The sequence below is a fragment of the Sedimentibacter acidaminivorans genome (genome assembly GCF_017873955.1).
Classification (GTDB): Bacteria; Bacillota; Clostridia; order Tissierellales; family Sedimentibacteraceae; genus Sedimentibacter; species Sedimentibacter acidaminivorans.
Genome location: NZ_JAGGKS010000001.1, coordinates 46,192 through 65,546, shown reverse-complemented (window position 1 = coordinate 65,546; position 19,355 = coordinate 46,192). Strand labels below are relative to the sequence as shown.

At 32.0% G+C, this 19,355-nt stretch carries 20 protein-coding genes; 17 read left to right on the top strand and 3 right to left on the bottom strand.

Features of this window, described 5'->3' with window-relative positions; all coding sequences use genetic code 11:
- Nucleotides 1-27: 27 nt before the first annotated feature.
- The 3 genes from J2Z76_RS16755 to J2Z76_RS00315 all read left to right on the top strand — a co-directional run bounded on the left by J2Z76_RS16755 (nucleotide 28) and on the right by J2Z76_RS00315 (nucleotide 3,506).
- Nucleotides 28-1,113, top strand: coding sequence for a BclA C-terminal domain-containing protein (locus J2Z76_RS16755; RefSeq protein ID WP_280922349.1), 1,086 nt, complete (start codon nucleotides 28-30; stop codon nucleotides 1,111-1,113).
- A 192-nt stretch (nucleotides 1,114-1,305) separates the two neighbouring features.
- Nucleotides 1,306-2,391 (top strand): tetratricopeptide repeat-containing glycosyltransferase, encoded by a 1,086-nt coding sequence (locus J2Z76_RS00320; RefSeq protein WP_209509995.1) that lies wholly within the window; start codon nucleotides 1,306-1,308, stop codon nucleotides 2,389-2,391.
- 20 nt (nucleotides 2,392-2,411) lie between these two features.
- The gene (locus J2Z76_RS00315; RefSeq protein ID WP_209509994.1) at nucleotides 2,412-3,506 is read left to right on the top strand and encodes a tetratricopeptide repeat-containing glycosyltransferase; all 1,095 of its coding nucleotides are present in this window, start codon (nucleotides 2,412-2,414) and stop codon (nucleotides 3,504-3,506) included.
- A gap of 86 nt (nucleotides 3,507-3,592) precedes the next feature.
- Here J2Z76_RS00315 and J2Z76_RS00310 read toward each other — a convergent pair whose 3' ends face one another.
- Complete coding sequence (locus J2Z76_RS00310) at nucleotides 3,593-3,949, bottom strand: YmaF family protein (protein ID WP_209509993.1); 357 nt, start codon at nucleotides 3,947-3,949, stop codon at nucleotides 3,593-3,595.
- Between the two features lie 466 nt (nucleotides 3,950-4,415).
- Here J2Z76_RS00310 and J2Z76_RS00305 point away from each other — a divergent pair, with 466 nt between their 5' ends.
- From J2Z76_RS00305 to mce, 4 genes are all read left to right on the top strand, one after another.
- Nucleotides 4,416-6,095 (top strand): acyl-CoA mutase large subunit family protein, encoded by a 1,680-nt coding sequence (locus J2Z76_RS00305; RefSeq protein WP_209509992.1) that lies wholly within the window; start codon nucleotides 4,416-4,418, stop codon nucleotides 6,093-6,095.
- Between the two features lie 23 nt (nucleotides 6,096-6,118).
- Nucleotides 6,119-6,517, top strand: a complete 399-nt coding sequence (locus J2Z76_RS00300) for a cobalamin B12-binding domain-containing protein (protein WP_209509991.1) — start codon at nucleotides 6,119-6,121, stop codon at nucleotides 6,515-6,517.
- A 129-nt stretch (nucleotides 6,518-6,646) separates the two neighbouring features.
- The gene (meaB, locus tag J2Z76_RS00295; protein ID WP_209509990.1) at nucleotides 6,647-7,582 is read left to right on the top strand and encodes a methylmalonyl Co-A mutase-associated GTPase MeaB; all 936 of its coding nucleotides are present in this window, start codon (nucleotides 6,647-6,649) and stop codon (nucleotides 7,580-7,582) included.
- Nucleotides 7,583-7,611: 29 nt separating this feature from the next.
- Complete coding sequence (gene mce, locus J2Z76_RS00290) at nucleotides 7,612-8,010, top strand: methylmalonyl-CoA epimerase (RefSeq protein WP_209509989.1); 399 nt, start codon at nucleotides 7,612-7,614, stop codon at nucleotides 8,008-8,010.
- A 570-nt stretch (nucleotides 8,011-8,580) separates the two neighbouring features.
- Here the strand turns inward: mce and J2Z76_RS00285 are convergent.
- Nucleotides 8,581-9,003 carry a MazG nucleotide pyrophosphohydrolase domain-containing protein gene (locus J2Z76_RS00285; RefSeq protein WP_245210250.1) on the bottom strand — a complete coding sequence of 141 codons (423 nt, stop codon included), beginning with the start codon at nucleotides 9,001-9,003 and terminating at the stop codon, nucleotides 8,581-8,583.
- A gap of 150 nt (nucleotides 9,004-9,153) precedes the next feature.
- On the opposite strand from J2Z76_RS00285, the gene J2Z76_RS00280 reads away from it, so the two are divergent.
- From J2Z76_RS00280 to J2Z76_RS00260, 5 genes are all read left to right on the top strand, one after another.
- Complete coding sequence (locus J2Z76_RS00280; protein WP_209509988.1) at nucleotides 9,154-9,591, top strand: protease complex subunit PrcB family protein; 438 nt, start codon at nucleotides 9,154-9,156, stop codon at nucleotides 9,589-9,591.
- Nucleotides 9,592-9,881: 290 nt separating this feature from the next.
- Nucleotides 9,882-10,577 carry a cell division ATP-binding protein FtsE gene (gene ftsE, locus J2Z76_RS00275; protein ID WP_209509987.1) on the top strand — a complete coding sequence of 232 codons (696 nt, stop codon included), beginning with the start codon at nucleotides 9,882-9,884 and terminating at the stop codon, nucleotides 10,575-10,577.
- The gene (gene ftsX / locus J2Z76_RS00270) at nucleotides 10,558-11,463 is read left to right on the top strand and encodes a permease-like cell division protein FtsX (RefSeq protein WP_209509986.1); all 906 of its coding nucleotides are present in this window, start codon (nucleotides 10,558-10,560) and stop codon (nucleotides 11,461-11,463) included. The genes ftsE and ftsX overlap by 20 nt, the downstream gene beginning before the upstream one ends.
- A 10-nt stretch (nucleotides 11,464-11,473) precedes the next feature.
- The gene (locus tag J2Z76_RS00265) at nucleotides 11,474-12,601 is read left to right on the top strand and encodes a murein hydrolase activator EnvC family protein (RefSeq protein WP_209509985.1); all 1,128 of its coding nucleotides are present in this window, start codon (nucleotides 11,474-11,476) and stop codon (nucleotides 12,599-12,601) included.
- 90 nt (nucleotides 12,602-12,691) lie between these two features.
- Complete coding sequence (locus J2Z76_RS00260; RefSeq protein ID WP_209509984.1) at nucleotides 12,692-14,059, top strand: N-acyl-D-amino-acid deacylase family protein; 1,368 nt, start codon at nucleotides 12,692-12,694, stop codon at nucleotides 14,057-14,059.
- Between the two features lie 78 nt (nucleotides 14,060-14,137).
- Here J2Z76_RS00260 and J2Z76_RS00255 read toward each other — a convergent pair whose 3' ends face one another.
- On the bottom strand, nucleotides 14,138-15,685 hold the full coding sequence (locus tag J2Z76_RS00255; RefSeq protein ID WP_209509983.1) for an ATP-dependent metallopeptidase FtsH/Yme1/Tma family protein: 1,548 nt from the start codon (nucleotides 15,683-15,685) through the stop codon (nucleotides 14,138-14,140).
- 374 nt (nucleotides 15,686-16,059) lie between these two features.
- Here J2Z76_RS00255 and infC point away from each other — a divergent pair, with 374 nt between their 5' ends.
- The 5 genes from infC to J2Z76_RS00230 all read left to right on the top strand — a co-directional run bounded on the left by infC (nucleotide 16,060) and on the right by J2Z76_RS00230 (nucleotide 19,350).
- Complete coding sequence (infC, locus tag J2Z76_RS00250) at nucleotides 16,060-16,569, top strand: translation initiation factor IF-3 (protein ID WP_209510525.1); 510 nt, start codon at nucleotides 16,060-16,062, stop codon at nucleotides 16,567-16,569.
- Between the two features lie 34 nt (nucleotides 16,570-16,603).
- Nucleotides 16,604-16,801, top strand: a complete 198-nt coding sequence (rpmI, locus tag J2Z76_RS00245) for a 50S ribosomal protein L35 (RefSeq protein ID WP_209509982.1) — start codon at nucleotides 16,604-16,606, stop codon at nucleotides 16,799-16,801.
- 29 nt (nucleotides 16,802-16,830) lie between these two features.
- Nucleotides 16,831-17,181, top strand: a complete 351-nt coding sequence (gene rplT / locus J2Z76_RS00240; RefSeq protein WP_209509981.1) for a 50S ribosomal protein L20 — start codon at nucleotides 16,831-16,833, stop codon at nucleotides 17,179-17,181.
- A gap of 150 nt (nucleotides 17,182-17,331) precedes the next feature.
- A complete protein-coding gene (locus J2Z76_RS00235; RefSeq protein WP_209509980.1) occupies nucleotides 17,332-18,687 on the top strand; it encodes a TrkH family potassium uptake protein in 1,356 nt (451 codons plus the stop codon).
- A 15-nt stretch (nucleotides 18,688-18,702) separates the two neighbouring features.
- Entirely contained in the window at nucleotides 18,703-19,350 is a 648-nt protein-coding gene (locus J2Z76_RS00230; protein WP_209509979.1) for a potassium channel family protein, read from the top strand.
- The last annotated feature ends 5 nt before the right edge of the window (nucleotides 19,351-19,355 follow it).

Genomic DNA, 19,355 nt, shown 5'->3' with positions numbered 1-19,355 from the left:
AATAATAATAACAGAGGTAGTGGTATAATGAGTAATATAGCGTTGCAAGTAGAAAGATCGACAGCAGGTGTTGTTGGCATTAATGATAATGTAGTTTTTGACACAATTGCATATTCATCAGGAAATATAAGTTATAATAGTTTGACTGGTGTTATGACTTTTAATGAAGCAGGAAGATATGTTTTTAATTGGTGGGTAGCAACACAAATTTCTTCATCATCAAATGGAACCGCGTTTGCCTTATCATCATCTCAAGGTGATTTCTCAGAAGGTGCTTCTCCTATTAAAACTGGGGAAGTTGTAGGTGTTGGAATTATAGATGTAACTTCAGCTCCTGTAACAGTATCACTTGTAAATGGAAGTTCATCACTTGTTTACTATTCTCCAGTTGTTCCGATAACTGCAACTCTTGTGGTAATACAAGATGATGTTCCTGAAATAGGTCCAATAGGTCCAACAGGAGATACCGGCCCAACAGGTCCAACAGGAGATACGGGACCAACAGGTCCAATAGGTCCAACAGGAGACACGGGACCAATAGGTCCAACAGGAGACACTGGTCCAACAGGTCCAACGGGAGATACAGGCCCAATAGGCCCAACAGGAGACACTGGTCCAATAGGTCCAACAGGAGACACAGGACCAATCGGTCCAACCGGTGACACAGGACCAACAGGTCCAACCGGTGACACAGGACCAACAGGTCCTGGAGTAACAACTTATGGTTATGTCTATGAGTTAGCAACTATAGCAGATGCAACTGTTGTAGGAGGTGCAGATGTTCCTTTCAGCAACAATGGACCTCTTGCTAATATTACTCATACAGTAGGAACCACAACAGTAACTGTAACGTTAGCTGGTAGTTATCAAATTGATTATAGTCTTTCTATAACTGCTGGTATTGGCGCTGCCATAGCAATTGCCGTAAATGGTACAGTAGATGCATCAACACCAATTTCAGCTTTAGTTGCTACGGGTGAATTGTCTGGAACTGCAATTTTACCTTTAGCAGCTGGCGATGTGATAACATTGAGAAATGATTCAGCGGTTTCATTGACTATGAGTTTAGCTCCAAGTGTAGGAGCACAATTAAATTTAATCCTTCTCGGTTAATTATAAAAAAGTATAAGTCTTAAATTGTTTGTGGGACTGCTCTGTTTAGGGTGGTTCCACTAATAATAATCATATTCTGACACTGTTAATTTCAAAGAAGAAGTATTTAAGTGAAGAGTGTAGATTTGTATCAGTTATTTATATATTTCATATATTGAGAGAAGAGAAAATTATATATTAGCAGGTGGTAGTGTGAGTAAATATAAAGTATGTGTATACGCAATTTGCAAAAACGAAGAACAATTTGTAGATTGTTGGATGGATGCTGTATCTGAAGCAGATATGGTAGTAGTAACAGATACTGGCTCAACGGATAACACTATTGAAAAACTAAGGAAAAGAGGTGCCATTGTATATGTTGATATAATTGAACCGTGGCGATTTGATGTAGCAAGAAATACAGCAATGGATCATATTCCGGAAGACGTTGATATTTGTGTTTCCAATGACCTTGATGAAGTATTTGAACCAGGGTGGAGGCAAAAACTTGAGGATGAATGGTTACCTTTCCATACTAGAGCAAAATATATGTTTACATGTAGTTATAATAGTGATGGTACTCCTAATAAGCAATATCCCATGAAAAAAATTCATTGTCGTAAAGGGTATAGATGGGTTCATCCTGTACACGAAATACTTGAATACAATGATATAAATAATGAAAGATGTGTCGTGATAAAAGGTCTAATATTGAATCATTATCCAGATACGACAAAACCAAGGAGTCAGTATTTACCTTTACTAAAAATTTCAGCGGAAGAAAATCCAAATGATGATAGAGTTATGTTTTGGCTAGGTCGTGAATACATGTATTACAATATGTATGATGAAAGTATTAGTACGTTAAACCGTTATCTAAAAATGAAGACAGCAATATGGAATGAAGAAAGGTCTGCTGCTATGAGATTTATTTCTAAATGCTATATGCAAAAAGAAAATTTACAACTGGCAAAAGAATGGCTTTTTAAAGCAATTGCAGAATGCCCTAAAATACGTGAACCTTACCTTTACATGGCCAGACTAGGATATGCAGAACAAGATTGGCCTCTTGTGTTCCTAATGGTTAGCGAGGCACTAAAAATTACTGAACAATCAGGAAGTTATTTAATAGAGTCGAGCTCATGGAATCAGACGTTTTATGACCTTGGGGCAATTTGTACTTACCACCTCGGTCTTTATGATAGGTCATATGATTTTGCTAAAAAAGCATGTGAGATGGATGCTAATAATGAACGATTAAAGAAAAATCTTGAACTTATAAAGTTGAAATTGAAATAATTAATGGAGGTGATGGTAGTTTGAACAAATATAAGATATGTGTTTATGCTATTTGTAAAAATGAAGAAAAATTTGTAGATAAATGGATGGATTCAATGAGCGAGGCAGACTATATTGTTGTGACTGACACTGGTTCAAGTGATATGACGGTAGAGAAACTTCGCAATAGAGGTGCAACTGTATATGTAGATGTAGTTAATCCATGGAGATTTGATGTTGCAAGGAATATTTCTCTTGAACATGTACCGGTGGATGTTGATATATGTGTATGTACAGATTTAGATGAAGTATTTGAAGAAGGATGGCGAAAAAAATTAGAGGATGCTTGGATTCCAAAAGCTACAATGGGTAGATACCTATATAACTGGAGTATAAAAGAAGATGGGACTCCAGATGTTCAATTTAATTATTTTAAAATACACACTAGGAATGACTATGAATGGGTGTATCCAGTCCATGAATGTCTAAAATATATTGGAACTTCTAATGAAATTAAAATATTTCTTGATGGAGTTGTGCTGAATCATTTCCCTGATAAAACAAAGACTAGAGGTTCGTATTTGGCTCTATTAGAGCTTGCAGTAAAAGAAACTCCTGATGATGATCGTGTTACCTATTATCTAGGTAGAGAATACATGTATAAAGGAATGTGGGAAAAAAGCATAGAAATCTTGAAAAAGCACCTGTATCTAAAGTCAGCAACTTGGAAAGATGAACGATGTGCATCTATGAGATGGATAGCTCTATCATATTATAAACTATCTAATATTAATGAAGCTTATTCATGGTACTATAGAGCAATTGCTGAATCACCTAAAATGAGAGATCCATACGTGGAATTTGCTCGTATGGCATATTATTTAAGTGATTGGTCAACTGTATTTCATATGACACAAGAGGCGTTAAAAATAAAGGAAAAGTCGTCCACATATGTAAATATGGGTTACTCATGGGATTACACACCTGATGATTTGTGTTCTATAAGTTGTTATCATCTTGGAATGTATGACAAGTCACTCTTTCATGCAAAAGAAGCTCTTTCGAAGGATCCAGATAATGACAGATTAATAAATAATATTCATTTAATTGAAGAAAAAATTAAAGATAACATATAAAAATATAATTGGCGGTCACAAGAAATCTTGGATCGCCAATTGCATCTTTTAATAATGTTTCATTTATATCGTTTAATATGTGGTAGTTAACATCTAATAGGCTCTTCGGTTCCTGTCGCTATTTTGATGCAGTGTTTATGTCCGTTGCAATAACATGTAACCGACTCAATTAGATGAATATGCTCACCATTACCTGTTTGAATTGCTGGACCAGTTCTTCCACAGAACTTGTGGCAGTGACAATCTACAATGTCAGTTATAAATTCTACTTCGTGATAATGATTACAGTTTCCACAAGGTATTCCTCTGCTTGTAGTAGTATCAAAACAGTGGAAGTGTAGACAATTTCTTCTACCACCTATCTGTACAGGACCTTCAACATCGTGTACGTGCATTAAACAATCATGTTCATGTCTTCGGTTTTCATTTCTATTATAACACATTACTAAAACTCCCTTTATAATATCTGCTAATCTCCTAGCAGACTGGCAATATATAGTCTAAACAATTATATTAGTTTGTACTAAAGTACTACCTATGAATATAGTATGTAATCAAATATAATATGTGAGTATGTATTGAATAAAAAGTGTTAAAAAGTCGAAATATAATAAAAAATAAAAAAATAATTAATAAAAATTTTGATGACAGAGTTATAAAAATATAGTTATTTTTTAGTGATTTTGAAATTAAAATAAAATATTTGGAAATGCTAAAAATATTGTAAATACAATATGAAACTATACAATGTCTAATATAAATTACAAGTTTCAATGCAAGATTTAAAAAAGTAAAATCATTTTTGACAAAGAACTTGCAAAATTATTAAATTTGGATTATATTAGTCTCAGTAATTTATTTTTTATAATAATGTTAATTAGTGAATACCATAGGGAGGTACAAACAAACATGTTTGAAAAAGAAAAGCTTTCTCAATTAAAAGCATCAAGAGAAAATTGGGAAGAAAAAGTATTAAACAAATCATTAAGTAAAGGACCTGAAAGTAAGTCAGAGTTTAAAACAGGTTCAGGAGATAAAATTGAAAGGTTATATACGCCAGAAGATGTAGCTGATATTGATTATGAAGCTGAAATTGGTTATCCAGGTCAATATCCTTTTACAAGAGGATATCAACCAACTATGTACAGAGGTAAGAACTGGACGATGAGGATGTATGCAGGTTTTGCAACTGCTGAAGAATCAAATGAAAGATATAAATATCTTGTTAATCAAGGATCAACAGGTTTATCTGTTGCATTTGACTTACCTACACAAATAGGTTATGATTCTGACCATTCTTTAGCTCAAGGTGAAGTAGGTAAAGTTGGTGTTCCTATAGATACATTAAAAGACATGGAAATACTTTTTGACGGTATTCCTTTAGACAAAGTAAGTACGTCAATGACTATAAATGCTCCAGCAGCAGTTCTTTTAGCTATGTATATAGCAGTTGCTGAAAAACAAGGAGTATCTGCAGATAAATTAAGAGGAACAATTCAAAATGATATATTAAAAGAATACATTGCAAGAGGAACTTACATATTCCCTACTGAACCATCAATGAGACTTATCACTAATATATTTGAATATTGTTCAAAAGATGTTCCAAAATGGAATACAATCAGTATATCAGGATACCACATTAGAGAAGCAGGTTCAACTGCGGCTCAAGAAGTTGGTTTTACTTTAGCTGATGGTATCGCATATGTTGAAGCTGCAATAAATGCAGGACTTGACGTTGATACTTTTGCACCAAGATTATCATTCTTCTTTAATGCACATAATGATTTACTTGAAGAGGTTGCTAAATTTAGAGCTGCTAGAAGATTATGGGCTAAAATAATGAAAGAAAGATTTGGAGCTAAAAATGAAAAGTCAATGATGCTTAAATTCCACACTCAAACAGCTGGATGTACTCTTACAGCACAACAGCCTGATAATAATATTATTAGGGTTGCTATGCAAGCATTAGCTGCGGTTCTTGGTGGAACTCAATCATTACACACTAATTCAAGAGATGAAGCTTTAGCTTTACCAACTCAAGATTCTGTAACTATAGCTCTTAGAACTCAACAAATAATTGCAAGTGAAACTGGTGTTACAAACACTGTTGATCCATTAGCTGGTTCTTATTATATAGAAGCAAAAACTAAAGAAATAGAAGATAAAGCTATGGAATATATAAACAAAATAGATGAAGTAGGCGGCGCTCCAAAAGCAATTGACCTTGGATATATCCAAAAAGAAATTACTGATTCAGCTTATCAATATCAAATGGAAATAGAATCACTTGATAGAATTGTTGTAGGAGTTAATAAATACCAAGTTGAAGAGGGTGCTCCACAAGGATTATTAAAAGTTGATCCAATTGTTGGCGAAATGCAGAAAAAGAAAATTGATGACGTTAAAGCAATGAGAAATAATGAAGCGGTAAAAGAAAAATTGGAAGCATTGAGAAAAGCTTGTGAAGGTACTGATAATGTAATGCCATTTATTTTAGCAGCAGTTAAAGAATATGCTAGCCTTGGTGAAATATGTGGAGTTATGAGAGAAGTATTTGGAGAATATGAGCAAGCAGTATTGCTTTAATAGGAAGGATAGGGAGGATAAAAATGAGTAAGCCAATTAGAGTTTTAATAGCTAAACCAGGTCTTGATGGACATGATAGAGGTGCTAAGCTTATAGCTAGAGCGTTAAGAGATGCTGGTATGGAAGTAATATATACTGGATTAAGACAAACACCGGAACAAATAGTTGCAGCAGCTGTTCAAGAGGATGTTGATGTAATAGGAATGAGCATATTATCAGGTGCTCACAATCATTTATTTCCAAAGGTTGTTGAACTTTTAAAAGAGCAAGGTGTTGATGACGTATTAATAGTTGGTGGAGGGGTTATTCCTGATGATGATATACCATCGTTGAAAGCTGCTGGTGTAGATGCAATATTTACTCCTGGAACAACAACTACAACAACTATAGACTTTATTAAAAATAATGTAAAAAGAAAATAAAAAGTAATAGAAGAGCAATTGGTTAGCAGTTGGTTAGCGATAGGTGAGCGATTGGAAAAACAATTGCTCTTCTCTTCTATTGATATTACTATTGTTTTTCAATTGCTTATGTAAGGTGGTGAATTATTCGTGGAGATGATAAATAAAATGCTTTCGGGCGATAAAAGGGCATGTGCTAGACTTATCACTGCTGTTGAAAATGACCCTGATGAAGCGGAAAAAATCATTAAAGAAATACATCAATATACAGGTAATGCTCATGTAATAGGAATTACTGGGCCTCCAGGTGCTGGCAAAAGTACTCTTACGGATAAGCTGGTTAAGTCCTTATTAAATGACAATAAAAAAGTTGGTATTATTGCTGTTGATCCAACTAGCCCATATACTGGGGGATCAATTTTAGGTGATAGAATTCGTATGCAAGATTTAGCTCTCGACCCAAATGTGTTTATTAGGAGCATGGGTACTAGAGGGTACTTAGGAGGACTATCTAAGTCAACTAAAAATGCAGTTAAAATTCTTGATGCTGCTGGTTACGATTATATTATTATTGAAACTGTTGGGGTGGGACAATCAGAGGTAGATATTGTCAAAACTGCTGATACAATTTTAATGATTATGGTACCTGGTCTCGGGGATGATATTCAGTCTATTAAAGCTGGTATAATGGAGATTGGTGATATTTTTGTTATAAATAAAAGTGATTTGTTTGGTGCTGATAGAACAGCTACTGAAATAAGTATGATGCTTGATTTAAATCAAAATATGGATAGAAGGCCGTCAATTGTAAAGGTCACAGCTGTTAAGAATGAAGGCATTGATAAGTTGATTGAAGAAATAAAAAATCATATGGATTATTTAAAGGAATCTGGTGTATTTTTTGAAAGACGCAGAAAAAATTTAAAAATTGAAGTAGTGGAATTAATTGAATCTGAACTTAGAAAAATAGTTATATCGCATACTGATAGCGAAAACAAACTTGATAATCAAGTTATGAATATAATAAATAAAGAAAAGAACATATATGATGTTAGAGATGAGTATCTAAGTGCAATAAAAAAATAAATAAAAATTGTTAAAATGGAGGCAAATAAATGGTTAATAAATTAGATCATGTAGGAATAGCTGTTAAGGATTTACAGGCTACGTTAAAATTTTATGAAGATACATTGGGATTGAAATCTGCTGGTGTTGAAGTGGTTGAGGAACAAAAAGTACGTGTTGCTTTTTTACCTATTGGGGATACTGAGGTTGAGTTGTTAGAATCAACTGAAGAGGACGGACCTATAGCAAAGTTTATAGCTAAAAATGGTGAAGGTATTCAACATATGGCATATAGGGTTGATGATATTGAAGCTGCTATAGCTGAAATGAAGGAAAAGGGCGTTAGAATGATTGATGAGAAACCAAGATATGGTGCTGGTGGAGCGAAAATTGCTTTTTGTCATCCAAAGAGTACTTCTGGGGTTTTAGTAGAGCTTTGCCAAAGATAAGGAAAGTGTAATGTTTTATTCTTCCTGCTTAAATTTTGGAAATTGTAACTTCGGTTAAAAAAACAATGGGGGCACATCCGCTTCGCTAAATGCCCCAAAACTGTTTTTTTAACTTTCGTACAATTTCACAAAATGTTCGCTGAGTCAGATTAAAATATAACACTTTCCTACTTTTGTCATTTCAACATTTTAAAGATTAAAAGATGTGAGTATAGATGGGTTATTAAGGAAAGTGTTATGTTTTATTCTTCCTGCTTAAATTTTGGAAATTGTAACTTCGGTTAAAAAAACAATGGGGCACATCCGCTTCGCTAAATGCCCCAAAACTGTTTTTTTAACTTTCGTACAATTTCACAAAATGTTCGCTAAGTCAGAATAAAATATAACACTTTCCTACTTTTGTCATTTCAACATATATATATAAATAAAAGATAAGGAGCACTTTGTGCTCCTGTATAAAACCTTCAAAATCTTCAAAATCTTCAAAACCTTCAAAACCTTCAAACCTTGTAAACCTTGTAAAACCTTCAAACCTTGTAACACCAATTACTTTGCAACTGGTGTTTATTGTTATAGTAGATTGTATATTCCTAGGGTTTTTAGGTGGTCTAGTTTTTGGTCCATTATATCTTCTAAATCTAGGTTTAGTGCATCGCATAATGTTGCTAGATAAAACAAGACATCTCCTATTTCTTCTTCTATTTTTTCTTTACATTTTGGGCATAATTCACCTGTTATGTGATTGCTGAAATCTTCCTTGTTTTCTTCTAATGTTTTATTTTCTGAATAAACTTGTTTGGAAGCATTTATTTCTATACATCCGCAGTGGGTTGCAGATTTAAAAACAGCTCTATTAAGTAAAGAGTTCTGTTCACCAAGCTTTGTTACAATATCTAATATACTTTTGTTTCTCAGTTGCAAATTTGCTGCATGATCCTGAAATTCAGCACAATCGCAAGACATAATATCAACTCCTTGTATTTTAATAAACATGTTTATCTCTTATATCAATTATACTTAAAGACAAGCTACGATGTCAAACTTTATTTTAAAAACATATTTAAATCAAAAAAATAAACAAAGCATAAAATCTATGTGATAGAATAAAATATAAAGAGTATATATTTGATTAGGGGGATGTTTATGAAGAAAATACTTACAGTTGTAGCATTGATAATATTTATTGCCGCTCTTTTATATTTTTTCAGGTATTTTAAGGGGAAGGGAGCAAAAAACGTGGGATTTGATGAAATAGAAACAGATAATATACCTGCTCAGATAAATGAAGTATTACCAAATTATAGAGTAAAAGAAAAAGCTCTGGTTTGTAGAATTAATGATGAAATATTTGTTGTGGTAACTAGGGGTGAAAAAAATTCAGCTGGTTATGATGTTGGAATTAAAAAAATAACATTAGATACAGCTGATGGACAAAAGGTGTTGACCGTGTATGCTGAGTATACTGATCCTAAGCCTGGGGATGTAACTGCTCAGATCTTAACTTATCCGTTTATTGTAGTGAAAACTGATTTGACGGAACTACCTGATAAAGTTGTCCTTGAAAAAGAATACACTCACTGATGTTAATAAGGAAAGTGTTATATAATGTCCGCTGTGTCAGACTAAAATACAACACTTTCTTTTTTTATTTATAAAAATATCATGAATGGATTAGGTCATAGTGTTGGCTCAATCTATTTTTTTTGTAGCTAATATAAACTTTCCAAAAAAAAACATTTCATTTTTATTGAAAATAGAGTAAAATATTATAGTAATGTGTAGATTATTGTCAACGGTTATAGGAAACTCTGATAACGGGAGTATAATAATATAGATAAAAATAAATATTCATGGGTAATAGGGGTGAAAAAGTGATTGAATTTAATAATGTAAGTAAAATATATAAAAAGGATTTTGCAGCGGTTAAAAATATTAATCTTCATATAGAAGCGGGAGAATTTCTTTTTATAGTTGGTAAAAGTGGTGCAGGAAAAAGTACTCTTATAAAATTATTGCTAAAAGAAATTAATCCTACTGAGGGAAGTATTAAATATAATGAACAAGATGTAACTAAAATTAGAAAAAGAAATTTAGCTGAATATAGAAGAAAAATTGGTTTTGTTTTTCAAGATTATAGGTTGCTTCCTAGACTAACTGTTTATGAAAACATTGCTTTTGCTATGGAGATGATATGTTGTTCTTCTAAAAATATAAGAAGAGAGATACCTGTAGTATTAAGCATGGTAGGACTTAGTGATAAGGCTAAATCTTATCCGGACGAGCTGTCGGGTGGAGAACAGCAAAGGGTTTCTATTGCTAGGGCTGTTGTAAATAGACCGGAAACAATAATAGCTGATGAACCTACTGGTAATCTTGATCCAGAAACATCTAGTGAAATCATGAAAATATTTAATGAAATTAATAAAAGGGGCACAACTGTAATTATGGCAACCCATGATAGAGAAATAGTAAATAATTATCAACGAAGAGTTGTTGAATTGAAAAACGGTTTAATTCTAAGAGACACAAAGTCTGGAGGTCGCGTAAATGAACCTAAAAAAGACTAAATATATTTTTAAACAGGCTTTTAAAAGCATATGGAGAAATCGCATGATGGGACTAGCTTCTGTCGGGTCTGTTATGGCGGTTTTGATAATATTAGGATTTATCTTGCTTATTGTACTTAATATAAATAATCTAGCTTTGGTAACAAAAGAATCATTTGATGAAATAGCGGTTTATATAGATGATGATGCAGATATAGAATTAATTAAACAGATGGATAAGGATTTTCGACAAATTGATGGAGTGTTGTCTGTAGGTTTTCAGACTAAAGATTATGCTCTTCTAAAATTGAAAAGCGATTGGGGTGATGATGCTTCATTATTGGACGGGCTTAAGGAAAATCCGTTGCCTAACACGTATATAGTGCAACTTACTGATGTTGAAAATTCAGATAGAGTAATAAAGCGGTTAAAACAGCATGATGGTGTTGAAGAGGTTAGATTTTATAAAGATGCTGTTAATAGCTTGATTTCTATTTCTGATTTTATTAAAAGGGTTGGTTCTGGGCTTATAATTATATTACTTTTGATTAGCATTTTTATTATTTCTAATACAATTAAAATTACAGTTTTAAATAGACGTAAGGAAATTGAGCTAATGCAGTATATAGGAGCAACAAATGGATATGTTAGAGGACCATTTATGATTGAAGGAGTTATACTTGGATTATTAGGGTCGTTTGCTGCAATCATTATTTTGATGATGGGATATAATTATTTTATAGAATATTTAGCTGGGCGCTATGTTACGCTTTTGTCAGGTCTTTCTGGTTATATTGTTGGTTTAGATATGATTCTTATGGATTTAACAATTATATTTTTAACTATAGGTATAGGTATAGGTATTTTGGGTAGCTTAATTTCTTTGAAAAAATTCTTAAGTATATAGAGGTGGGTATATGTTTAAAAAATGTGTTTTGTTTATATTAAGTATGGTTTTAATGTTAGGAACTATTTTTCCAGTAGGAGTAGGTGGAAGTATAGCTGATTTGCAACAAAAACAAAAATCTATTGAAAATAAAATAAAAGAATATAAACAACAGGCTAATGTATTAAAAAATGAAAAAAATACAGTTCAAGCAGAAATTAATAAACTTGATTCCCAAATGAATGTTATGAATTTAGAAATAGAAGGTTATGAACTTCAAAAACAAGAGTTAGACATGCAGATTGCAGCAAAGGAACAGGATATTGTTAGACTAACAAAAGAAATTGAAGAAAACAATATAGCACTTGAAGAGAGACTTCGCACAATGTACAAAAAGGGAACTGCAGGGTATTTGGAAGTAATATTAAATTCAGAGGATTTAATGGATGCTCTAACTCGTGTAGATATGATACAGTTGATTGTAAAAAGCGATGTCGATTTATTAAAAAGTATAGAGTCTCAAAAAAAGCAGGTTGAAGAGATACAAGTTAGTTTGGAAGATGAACGAACTCAAGTTGTTGTAATTCAAGAAAATGTGCTGGCCAAAAAAGGACAAGTTCTTAAGGCTTCGCAAGAAAAATTATCATATATGTCTGGATTAGAAAAAGATATTAAACAAATTCAATATTTAGAAGCACAAGAAGAAGCCCAAGCAGCTCAAATAGAAAAGGATATATTAGCTGCTCAACGTGAAGTTGAGTATGCAGGAGGAGAAATGCTTTGGCCTGCACCGGGCAACTACAGGATTACTTCTCAGTACGGTAAGAGGAGCGACCCTATAACTGGTGTTTGGTCTAGTCATGGAGGTACAGATATTGCGACACCATATGGTTCAAGTATTATATCGGTTAATGATGGGGTAGTCATTTTTGCTGGATGGCACTATTCTTATGGTAATTATGTAATTGTTGATCATGGTGGTGGAATTGCTACTGTTTATGCGCATAATTCAAAATTACTTGTAACTAAAGGTCAAGCAGTTGCTAGGGGTGAAAAAATAGCTCAAGCTGGTTCAACTGGATATTCTACTGGCAACCATTTGCATTTTGAGGTTAGAATAAATGGTGTAAGAACAGATCCAATGAAATATTTAAAATAAAAAAACTGTACAAAATATTAATTTTTTAGTATTATTATAACAAGCATTACATGCGTACCTCACCACAGAAAAAGATGGAGGAATTAAAATATGCTAGATATAAAAATATTAAATGGGAAAATAATTGATATTAAAAACAAAAAAATAATTGAAGGTGACATTGGAATAAAAGAATCTAAAATAGTAGAAATAGGGCAGGTATTATCAAGTGCATATGTTGAAATAGATGCAAAAGGTAATTATATTTCTCCTGGCTTTATAGATATTCACATGCATGAAGAAGATTTGCTGCTTACTAAAAAAATGGAGTACGATATTTCTCAAACTATGCTGAATATGGGAGTTACAACTTGTGCTACAGGGAATTGCGGGAATAATAGGCAGAGTATTCGAGATCTACATGATTTCATAGAAGAAAAAGGAAATCCTGTTAATTATATGTCTTTTATTGGTCATAATTATCTAAGAAATCAAGTAGGGAGTACTGATATATACAAGAAATCAACTAAAAGTCAAATTGAAAAAATGCAGTCTATGGTTGAAGATGCTATTAATTTTGGGGCTGTTGGAGTATCTTATGGATTAGAATACTGCCCAGGTATAGATATTGAAGAAGCGATATCTATTACAAAAGGGATTAAAGGAAGACGTGATTTGCTTTTATCAGCACATTACAGAAAGGATTCAATTTATGCAATAGATGCAATAAAAGAAATGGGTCAAATAGGTCGTGAAACGGATATTCCATTTCAAATTTCACATTTATCAAGCTGTAGTGCGTATGGAAATATGACAGAGGCACTTGTCACGATAGATGAATTGGTGAATAGTGGTTTAGATTTGCAGGTGGATGCATATCCATATGATGCGTTTAGTACATATATTGGTTCGGCAGTGTTTGATGATGGATGCTTGGAATTGTGGAATAGGGATTATAATTCTATAATGCTTGCAGAAAAACCATTTCAAGGTATGAGATGTAATAAAGAGTTGTTTGAGAAAGCTAGGAGAGATTATCCTGAAATGCTTGCAGTAGCTTATGTTATGAATGAAGACGAAATAATTCAGGCTTTGAATCATCCTTTGGTAATGGTAGCCAGTGATGGATTATATAGAAATCATCAAGGACACCCAAGAGGAGCAGGAACATTCCCAAGAGTAATTGGTAGTTTTGTAAGGGATAGAAAAGTAATGAATTTTTTTGATGCAATTTATAAGATGACTTATATGCCTGCAAAGAGGCTTGGATTAAAATCAAAAGGTCTTCTTGAAGAAGGTTATGATGCAGATATTGTAATATTTAATTACGATACTATAATTGATAAGGCTACGTTTGAGGATCCACAATTAAAACCAGATGGAATTGAATGTGTTATAATAGATGGAAAAGTAGCAATTAAAAATAAAAACTTAGCAAATAATACAATAGGTAAATTTATAAAAAGAGAAAGTATGTAAAAATAGAATCTCCCGTATCATGACTGTGATATGAGAGATTCTATTTTTGGTTTATATAATTTTATTTGGTTATTAATTTTACGACATAAGCGCTTTTTTGCTATTTTCAATAATAATTTCATCTAATTGTTTTGAATTTATTGTTTCGTTAACTATTAAATATTCTGCTACACTTTGGACTAAATTTTCATTTTCTTTTATAATTTGCAAAGCTCTATTATAAGATTCTTTTGTCATTTCAGAAGCTTCTTCTCTTATGCTACTTAGGTAGTATTTAAATAGACGTTCATCTATACAAGTATTTTCTGTATTTTTTCCCATCCCATAACTACAAATTATTTCAAATATGATGTTAGTAGATTCTTTGATATCATTTGAAGCACCAGTGGATATTTCTCCTATAAAAATTTCTTCTGATGCCCTTCCTGCTAGAAGTACTGTAACTTTATTGCTCAGTTCTTTTTTAGTGTAGAGAAATTTATCTTCTGTAGGAAATTTTAAAACATATCCTAGAGATTTATCACGAGGTATAATTGATATTTTTTGTATTTTATCTATATTTAACATCTTTGATACAACTGCATGCCCAGCTTCATGATAAGCTACGGTTCTTTTTTCACTTTCTGATACGGTTGAGTGTTTAATTTCAAGCCCTGCTGCTATTTTCTCAATTGCAAATTCAAAATTATCGTTATTTATTTTCTTTGACTTATCTTTTATAGCTTTAAGAGCGGCCTCGTTTGCAATGTTAGCCAGTTGTGCTCCTGAGAACCCGTGTGTTTTAGTTGCAATTTCACTTAATGCTACTTTTTTATCAAGTGGTTTATTTTTTGTGTGAACTTCTAAAATCTTTAATCTTGAATAATAATTTGGATTACCAACATATATTTTTCTATCAAATCTTCCTGGTCTTAAAAGTGCTTCGTCTAATAGATCGAGTCTGTTAGTTGCTGCAACGACAATTACGTTGCTAGTATTGTTAAATCCATCTAATTCAATTAATAGTTGATTTAGTGTCTGATCTTTTTCATTGTTACTCTCAGAATTACGCTTTGAACCAAGTGCATCAATTTCATCTATGAAAATAATGCTAGGAGATTCTTTTCTTGCCCTTTCAAATATCATTCTTACTCTTTTGGCTCCAACACCTACATATTTTTCTACGAATTCAGAACCACTTGAGTATATAAATGTTGCTTTTGCTTCACCTGCAATAGCTTTTGCTATTAAAGTTTTACCTGTTCCAGGAGGTCCATATAAAAGTATACCTCTTGGTACTTTTGCATCCATTATTTTGTATCTTTCTTCATTGTTTAGAAAGTCAATTACATCCATTAAATCATCTTTTATTTCATCTAAACCAGCAACATCGTTAAAACTAATTGGTACTTTTGGTTCTTCTGGCTTTTTTTTATCAAAACAAGTAGCGGAATTTACTGTTTCGTGAGATTCTTCCATATTAACATTATCTTTCTTATTTGGAACGGTATTTTTTAATATGTAAATGGTATATACTAATACAGGCAAATAAAAAAGTATTGATAAAGAATATTTTTTTGATATCATTAAGATAACAATATTATATATAATAAAAAATGTTGCAAAATAATAATATTTTTTTTTCATTTTAGCTCCTCGTGTTTGTAAATTTATTATGTTAATTTCCTCAAAATATCACTCGCAAAATATGAGAAGAGGAATGTAATGTCTAAATTTAGCTTTACCATAACACTAAAAGTTATTACATGAAATTATAAATTATTATTGACATTTTATGTAATGTTGTGTATACTAGTAAAGTACGAAGAAGAAGTAACCGCTTCTCACCTTATGGCGTTTGAAAAACTGTTAGTAGGGTTAAATATAAATACATTATAATTAATATAATTGTGTTTTCTATTGATAGCGGTGAAAATTAGCTATCTTTTTTATTATATGGGATTTCCGTTTAATTTAAAGAAGGGTAGTATCCCTATAGCAACAAAATCTAGGAGGTGTAAATTATAAAAGAACTTCAGCTTAACGAACAGATTCGTGAAAAAGAAGTAAGAGTTATTGACTCTGATGGTAGCCAACTTGGCGTTATAGAAACTAAAGAGGCCTTGAAACTTGCAGAAACTAAAAAAATGGACTTGGTAGTAGTTTCACCTACAGCTGTACCACCAGTATGTAGAATTATGAACTATGGAAAATACAAGTACTCAATGGAAAAGAAAGAAAAAGAATCAAAAAAGAAACAAAAAGTAATTAACGTAAAAGAAATTAGGATGACTCCAAATATTGAAGATCATGATCTTGGTGTCAAAGCGAAAAATGCATCTAAATTCTTGCAAGATGGTGACAGGGTAAAAGTAGTTGTCAGATTTAGGGGAAGAGAATTAGGTCATACTGACGTTGGACGCAAAGTGTTATTGCAATTTGCTAAGATGACAGAAGATTATTCAAGCATAGATAAATATCCAATGATTGAGGGCAAGAACATGACTATGTTTTTAGTCCCTAAAAAATAACATTAAAAGTTTAAAATTAAAAGGAGGAACTGTTATGCCTAAAGTTAAAACTAACAGATCAGCAGCAAAAAGATTTAACAAAACTGGTAGCGGAGCTATAACGAGGTCAAAGGCTGGAAAAAATCATTTCACAGGTAAAAAAGCTTCAAAATCAATAAGAAATTTAAGAAAAGGCACTCTAGTATCAAGTGCAGATGAAAAAAGGATAAGTAAAATAATACCATATAAATAGGATTATTAACATAAAGGAGGAAATTCAAAATGGCAAGAGTTAAAAGAGCGGTAAATTCTAAAAAAAACCATAGAAAAGTATTGAAACTTGCTAAAGGTTATTATGGAGCAAAGAGTAAATTATATAAAACTGCTAATCAAGCAGTAATGAAGTCACTTTCATATGCTTATGTGGGAAGAAAATTAAGAAAAAGAGAATTCAGACAATTGTGGATAGCTAGAATTAATGCAGCAGCAAGAATAAATGGAATGTCTTATAGTAAGTTCATAAATGCATTAAAGGTAAATAATGTTGACATAAACAGAAAAATGCTTTCTGAAATGGCAATTTATGATCCAGCTGGGTTTACAAACTTAGTAGAGCAAGTAAAAGTTAGTTAATATATATAATTCGATAAATTAGACTGTGATGATGTATGCAGTCTTTTTTTATTCTAATACTTATTGTAAAAATTGAATTAAGTGATATAATAAAAAATATTATCTAGCGTACTTAAAAAGAACTATTTAAGGTAAAGATCGAGGAACAAAATGAAAAATTTTTATGTAAAATTGGAATCTATAAAAAAAAATCCATATATGGTTTTTATTATGGCGTTTGCAGTTATTATATTTATAGGTGCAATACTTTTAAATTTGCCAATTTCGAACAATAGTGGGAAAAGCATTGGTTTTGTAGATGCTTTATTTACTTCTACTTCTGCTATGTGTGTAACGGGGTTAACAGTAGTAAATACAGCAGAGTATTGGACCAATTTTGGGAAAATAGTAATATTAATTTTAATACAAATGGGCGGACTTGGTGTAATGACAATGTCTGCCATGATTTCTTTTTTTCTTGGAAAGAAAATTACATTGAAAACAAGAGTTTTTATTATGGAAGAAAGAAATGTAGATGAGTTGCAAGGTGTAGTTCGACTTACTAAATCTATACTTGTATATACTTTTTTAATTGAATTTATAGGAGCGGTTTTATTATCATTTGTGTTTATAAAAGATTATGGTATTGGTAAAGGAATAGCTTTCTCTATATTTCATTCTATATCAGCTTTTTGTAATGCTGGCTTTGATATCACTGGAAATAGTATGATGAATTATGTAAATAACCCAATTATCACCTTTGCAATTTCTTTATTAGTTATAATTGGCGGTATAGGGTATTTTGTATTTTGGGATATTTATGATAGTAAAGGATTTAGAAGACTTTCTCTTCATTCTAAACTTGTATTGATAATTACTGGTGTACTTTTAATTTTAGGATTTGTGTTTGTCCTTATTTTAGAATATAATAACTCAAATACTTTAGGAAATTTATCTATATTAGGCAAAATTCAAGCATCGATTTTTCAATCTGTAGTACCTAGAACTGCAGGATTCAATTCGCTTGATATTGCAAGTTTAAGAATTCCTACAGTAGTTTTAATGTTGATATTTATGTTTGTTGGTGGATCTTCTGGTTCAACGGCAGGTGGAGTTAAAATCACTACAGTAGGTGTAATTATAATATCGATTTATAATTTTGTTCGAGGCAAGAGAGATGTTGAAGTTTTTATGAAGCGGATAGAATATACAACAATAATCAAAGCGGTTTCAATAGTTGGAATTGGTATGCTTTTAATAAATGGTGTAACATTTATTCTAACAATAACCGAAGTAAATAGTGGATTTGATTTTTTAGATATACTATTTGAAACAGTATCATCTTTTGGAACCGTTGGTTTATCGAGGGGATTAACACCATCGCTCAGTGATGTAGGACGAATAATTTTATCGGTAGTTATGTTTATTGGAAGGTTGGGACCATTAACAGTGGCGTTAGCTTTTATGAAGAGACATAAAAATAAGGGAAATTATACTTACCCTGAAGGAAAAATAATAGTTGGTTAATAGAGGAGAATATATATGAAGCAAATAATAGTTATTGGATGTGGAAGGTTTGGAACTTCAGTTGCAAAAACATTAACTAAACTTGGATATGACGTGCTGGTAGTAGATAATGATGCTGAAACAGTAAAGGAGCTTTCGGAGTATGTTACTCATGCAGTTCAAATGGATGCAACTGACGAGGCATCATACAAATCAATAGGAATTAAAAACTTTGATGTAGCTGTTATTGCTATAGGTTCGAATGTTCAAGCTTCCATAATGGCAACTGTAATAGCGAAAGAGATGGGAGTACCAACTGTTGTTGCTAAGGCTCAAAATGAAATACATGGCAAAGTATTAGGTAAAGTAGGAGCAGATAAGGTAATATATCCTGAACGTGATATGGGAGTTAGGATTGCTTATAATTTAGTAACTCCTAATATATTAGACGTTATAGAATTTTCATCGGATTATAGTATAATAGAAATTGTTGCATTGGATGAATGGGGAGGAAAGACTCTAAGAGAACTTAAATTGTCTCATACTTATGGCTTGACTGTTATTGCTATTAAGACGGGAGACAATATAAACATATCTCCATATGCGGATGATGTTATTAAAGAAAATGATGTTGTTGTAATTCTAGGAGATAGTGATAATTTAAGAAGAATAAAGGAATCTTAGTGAAA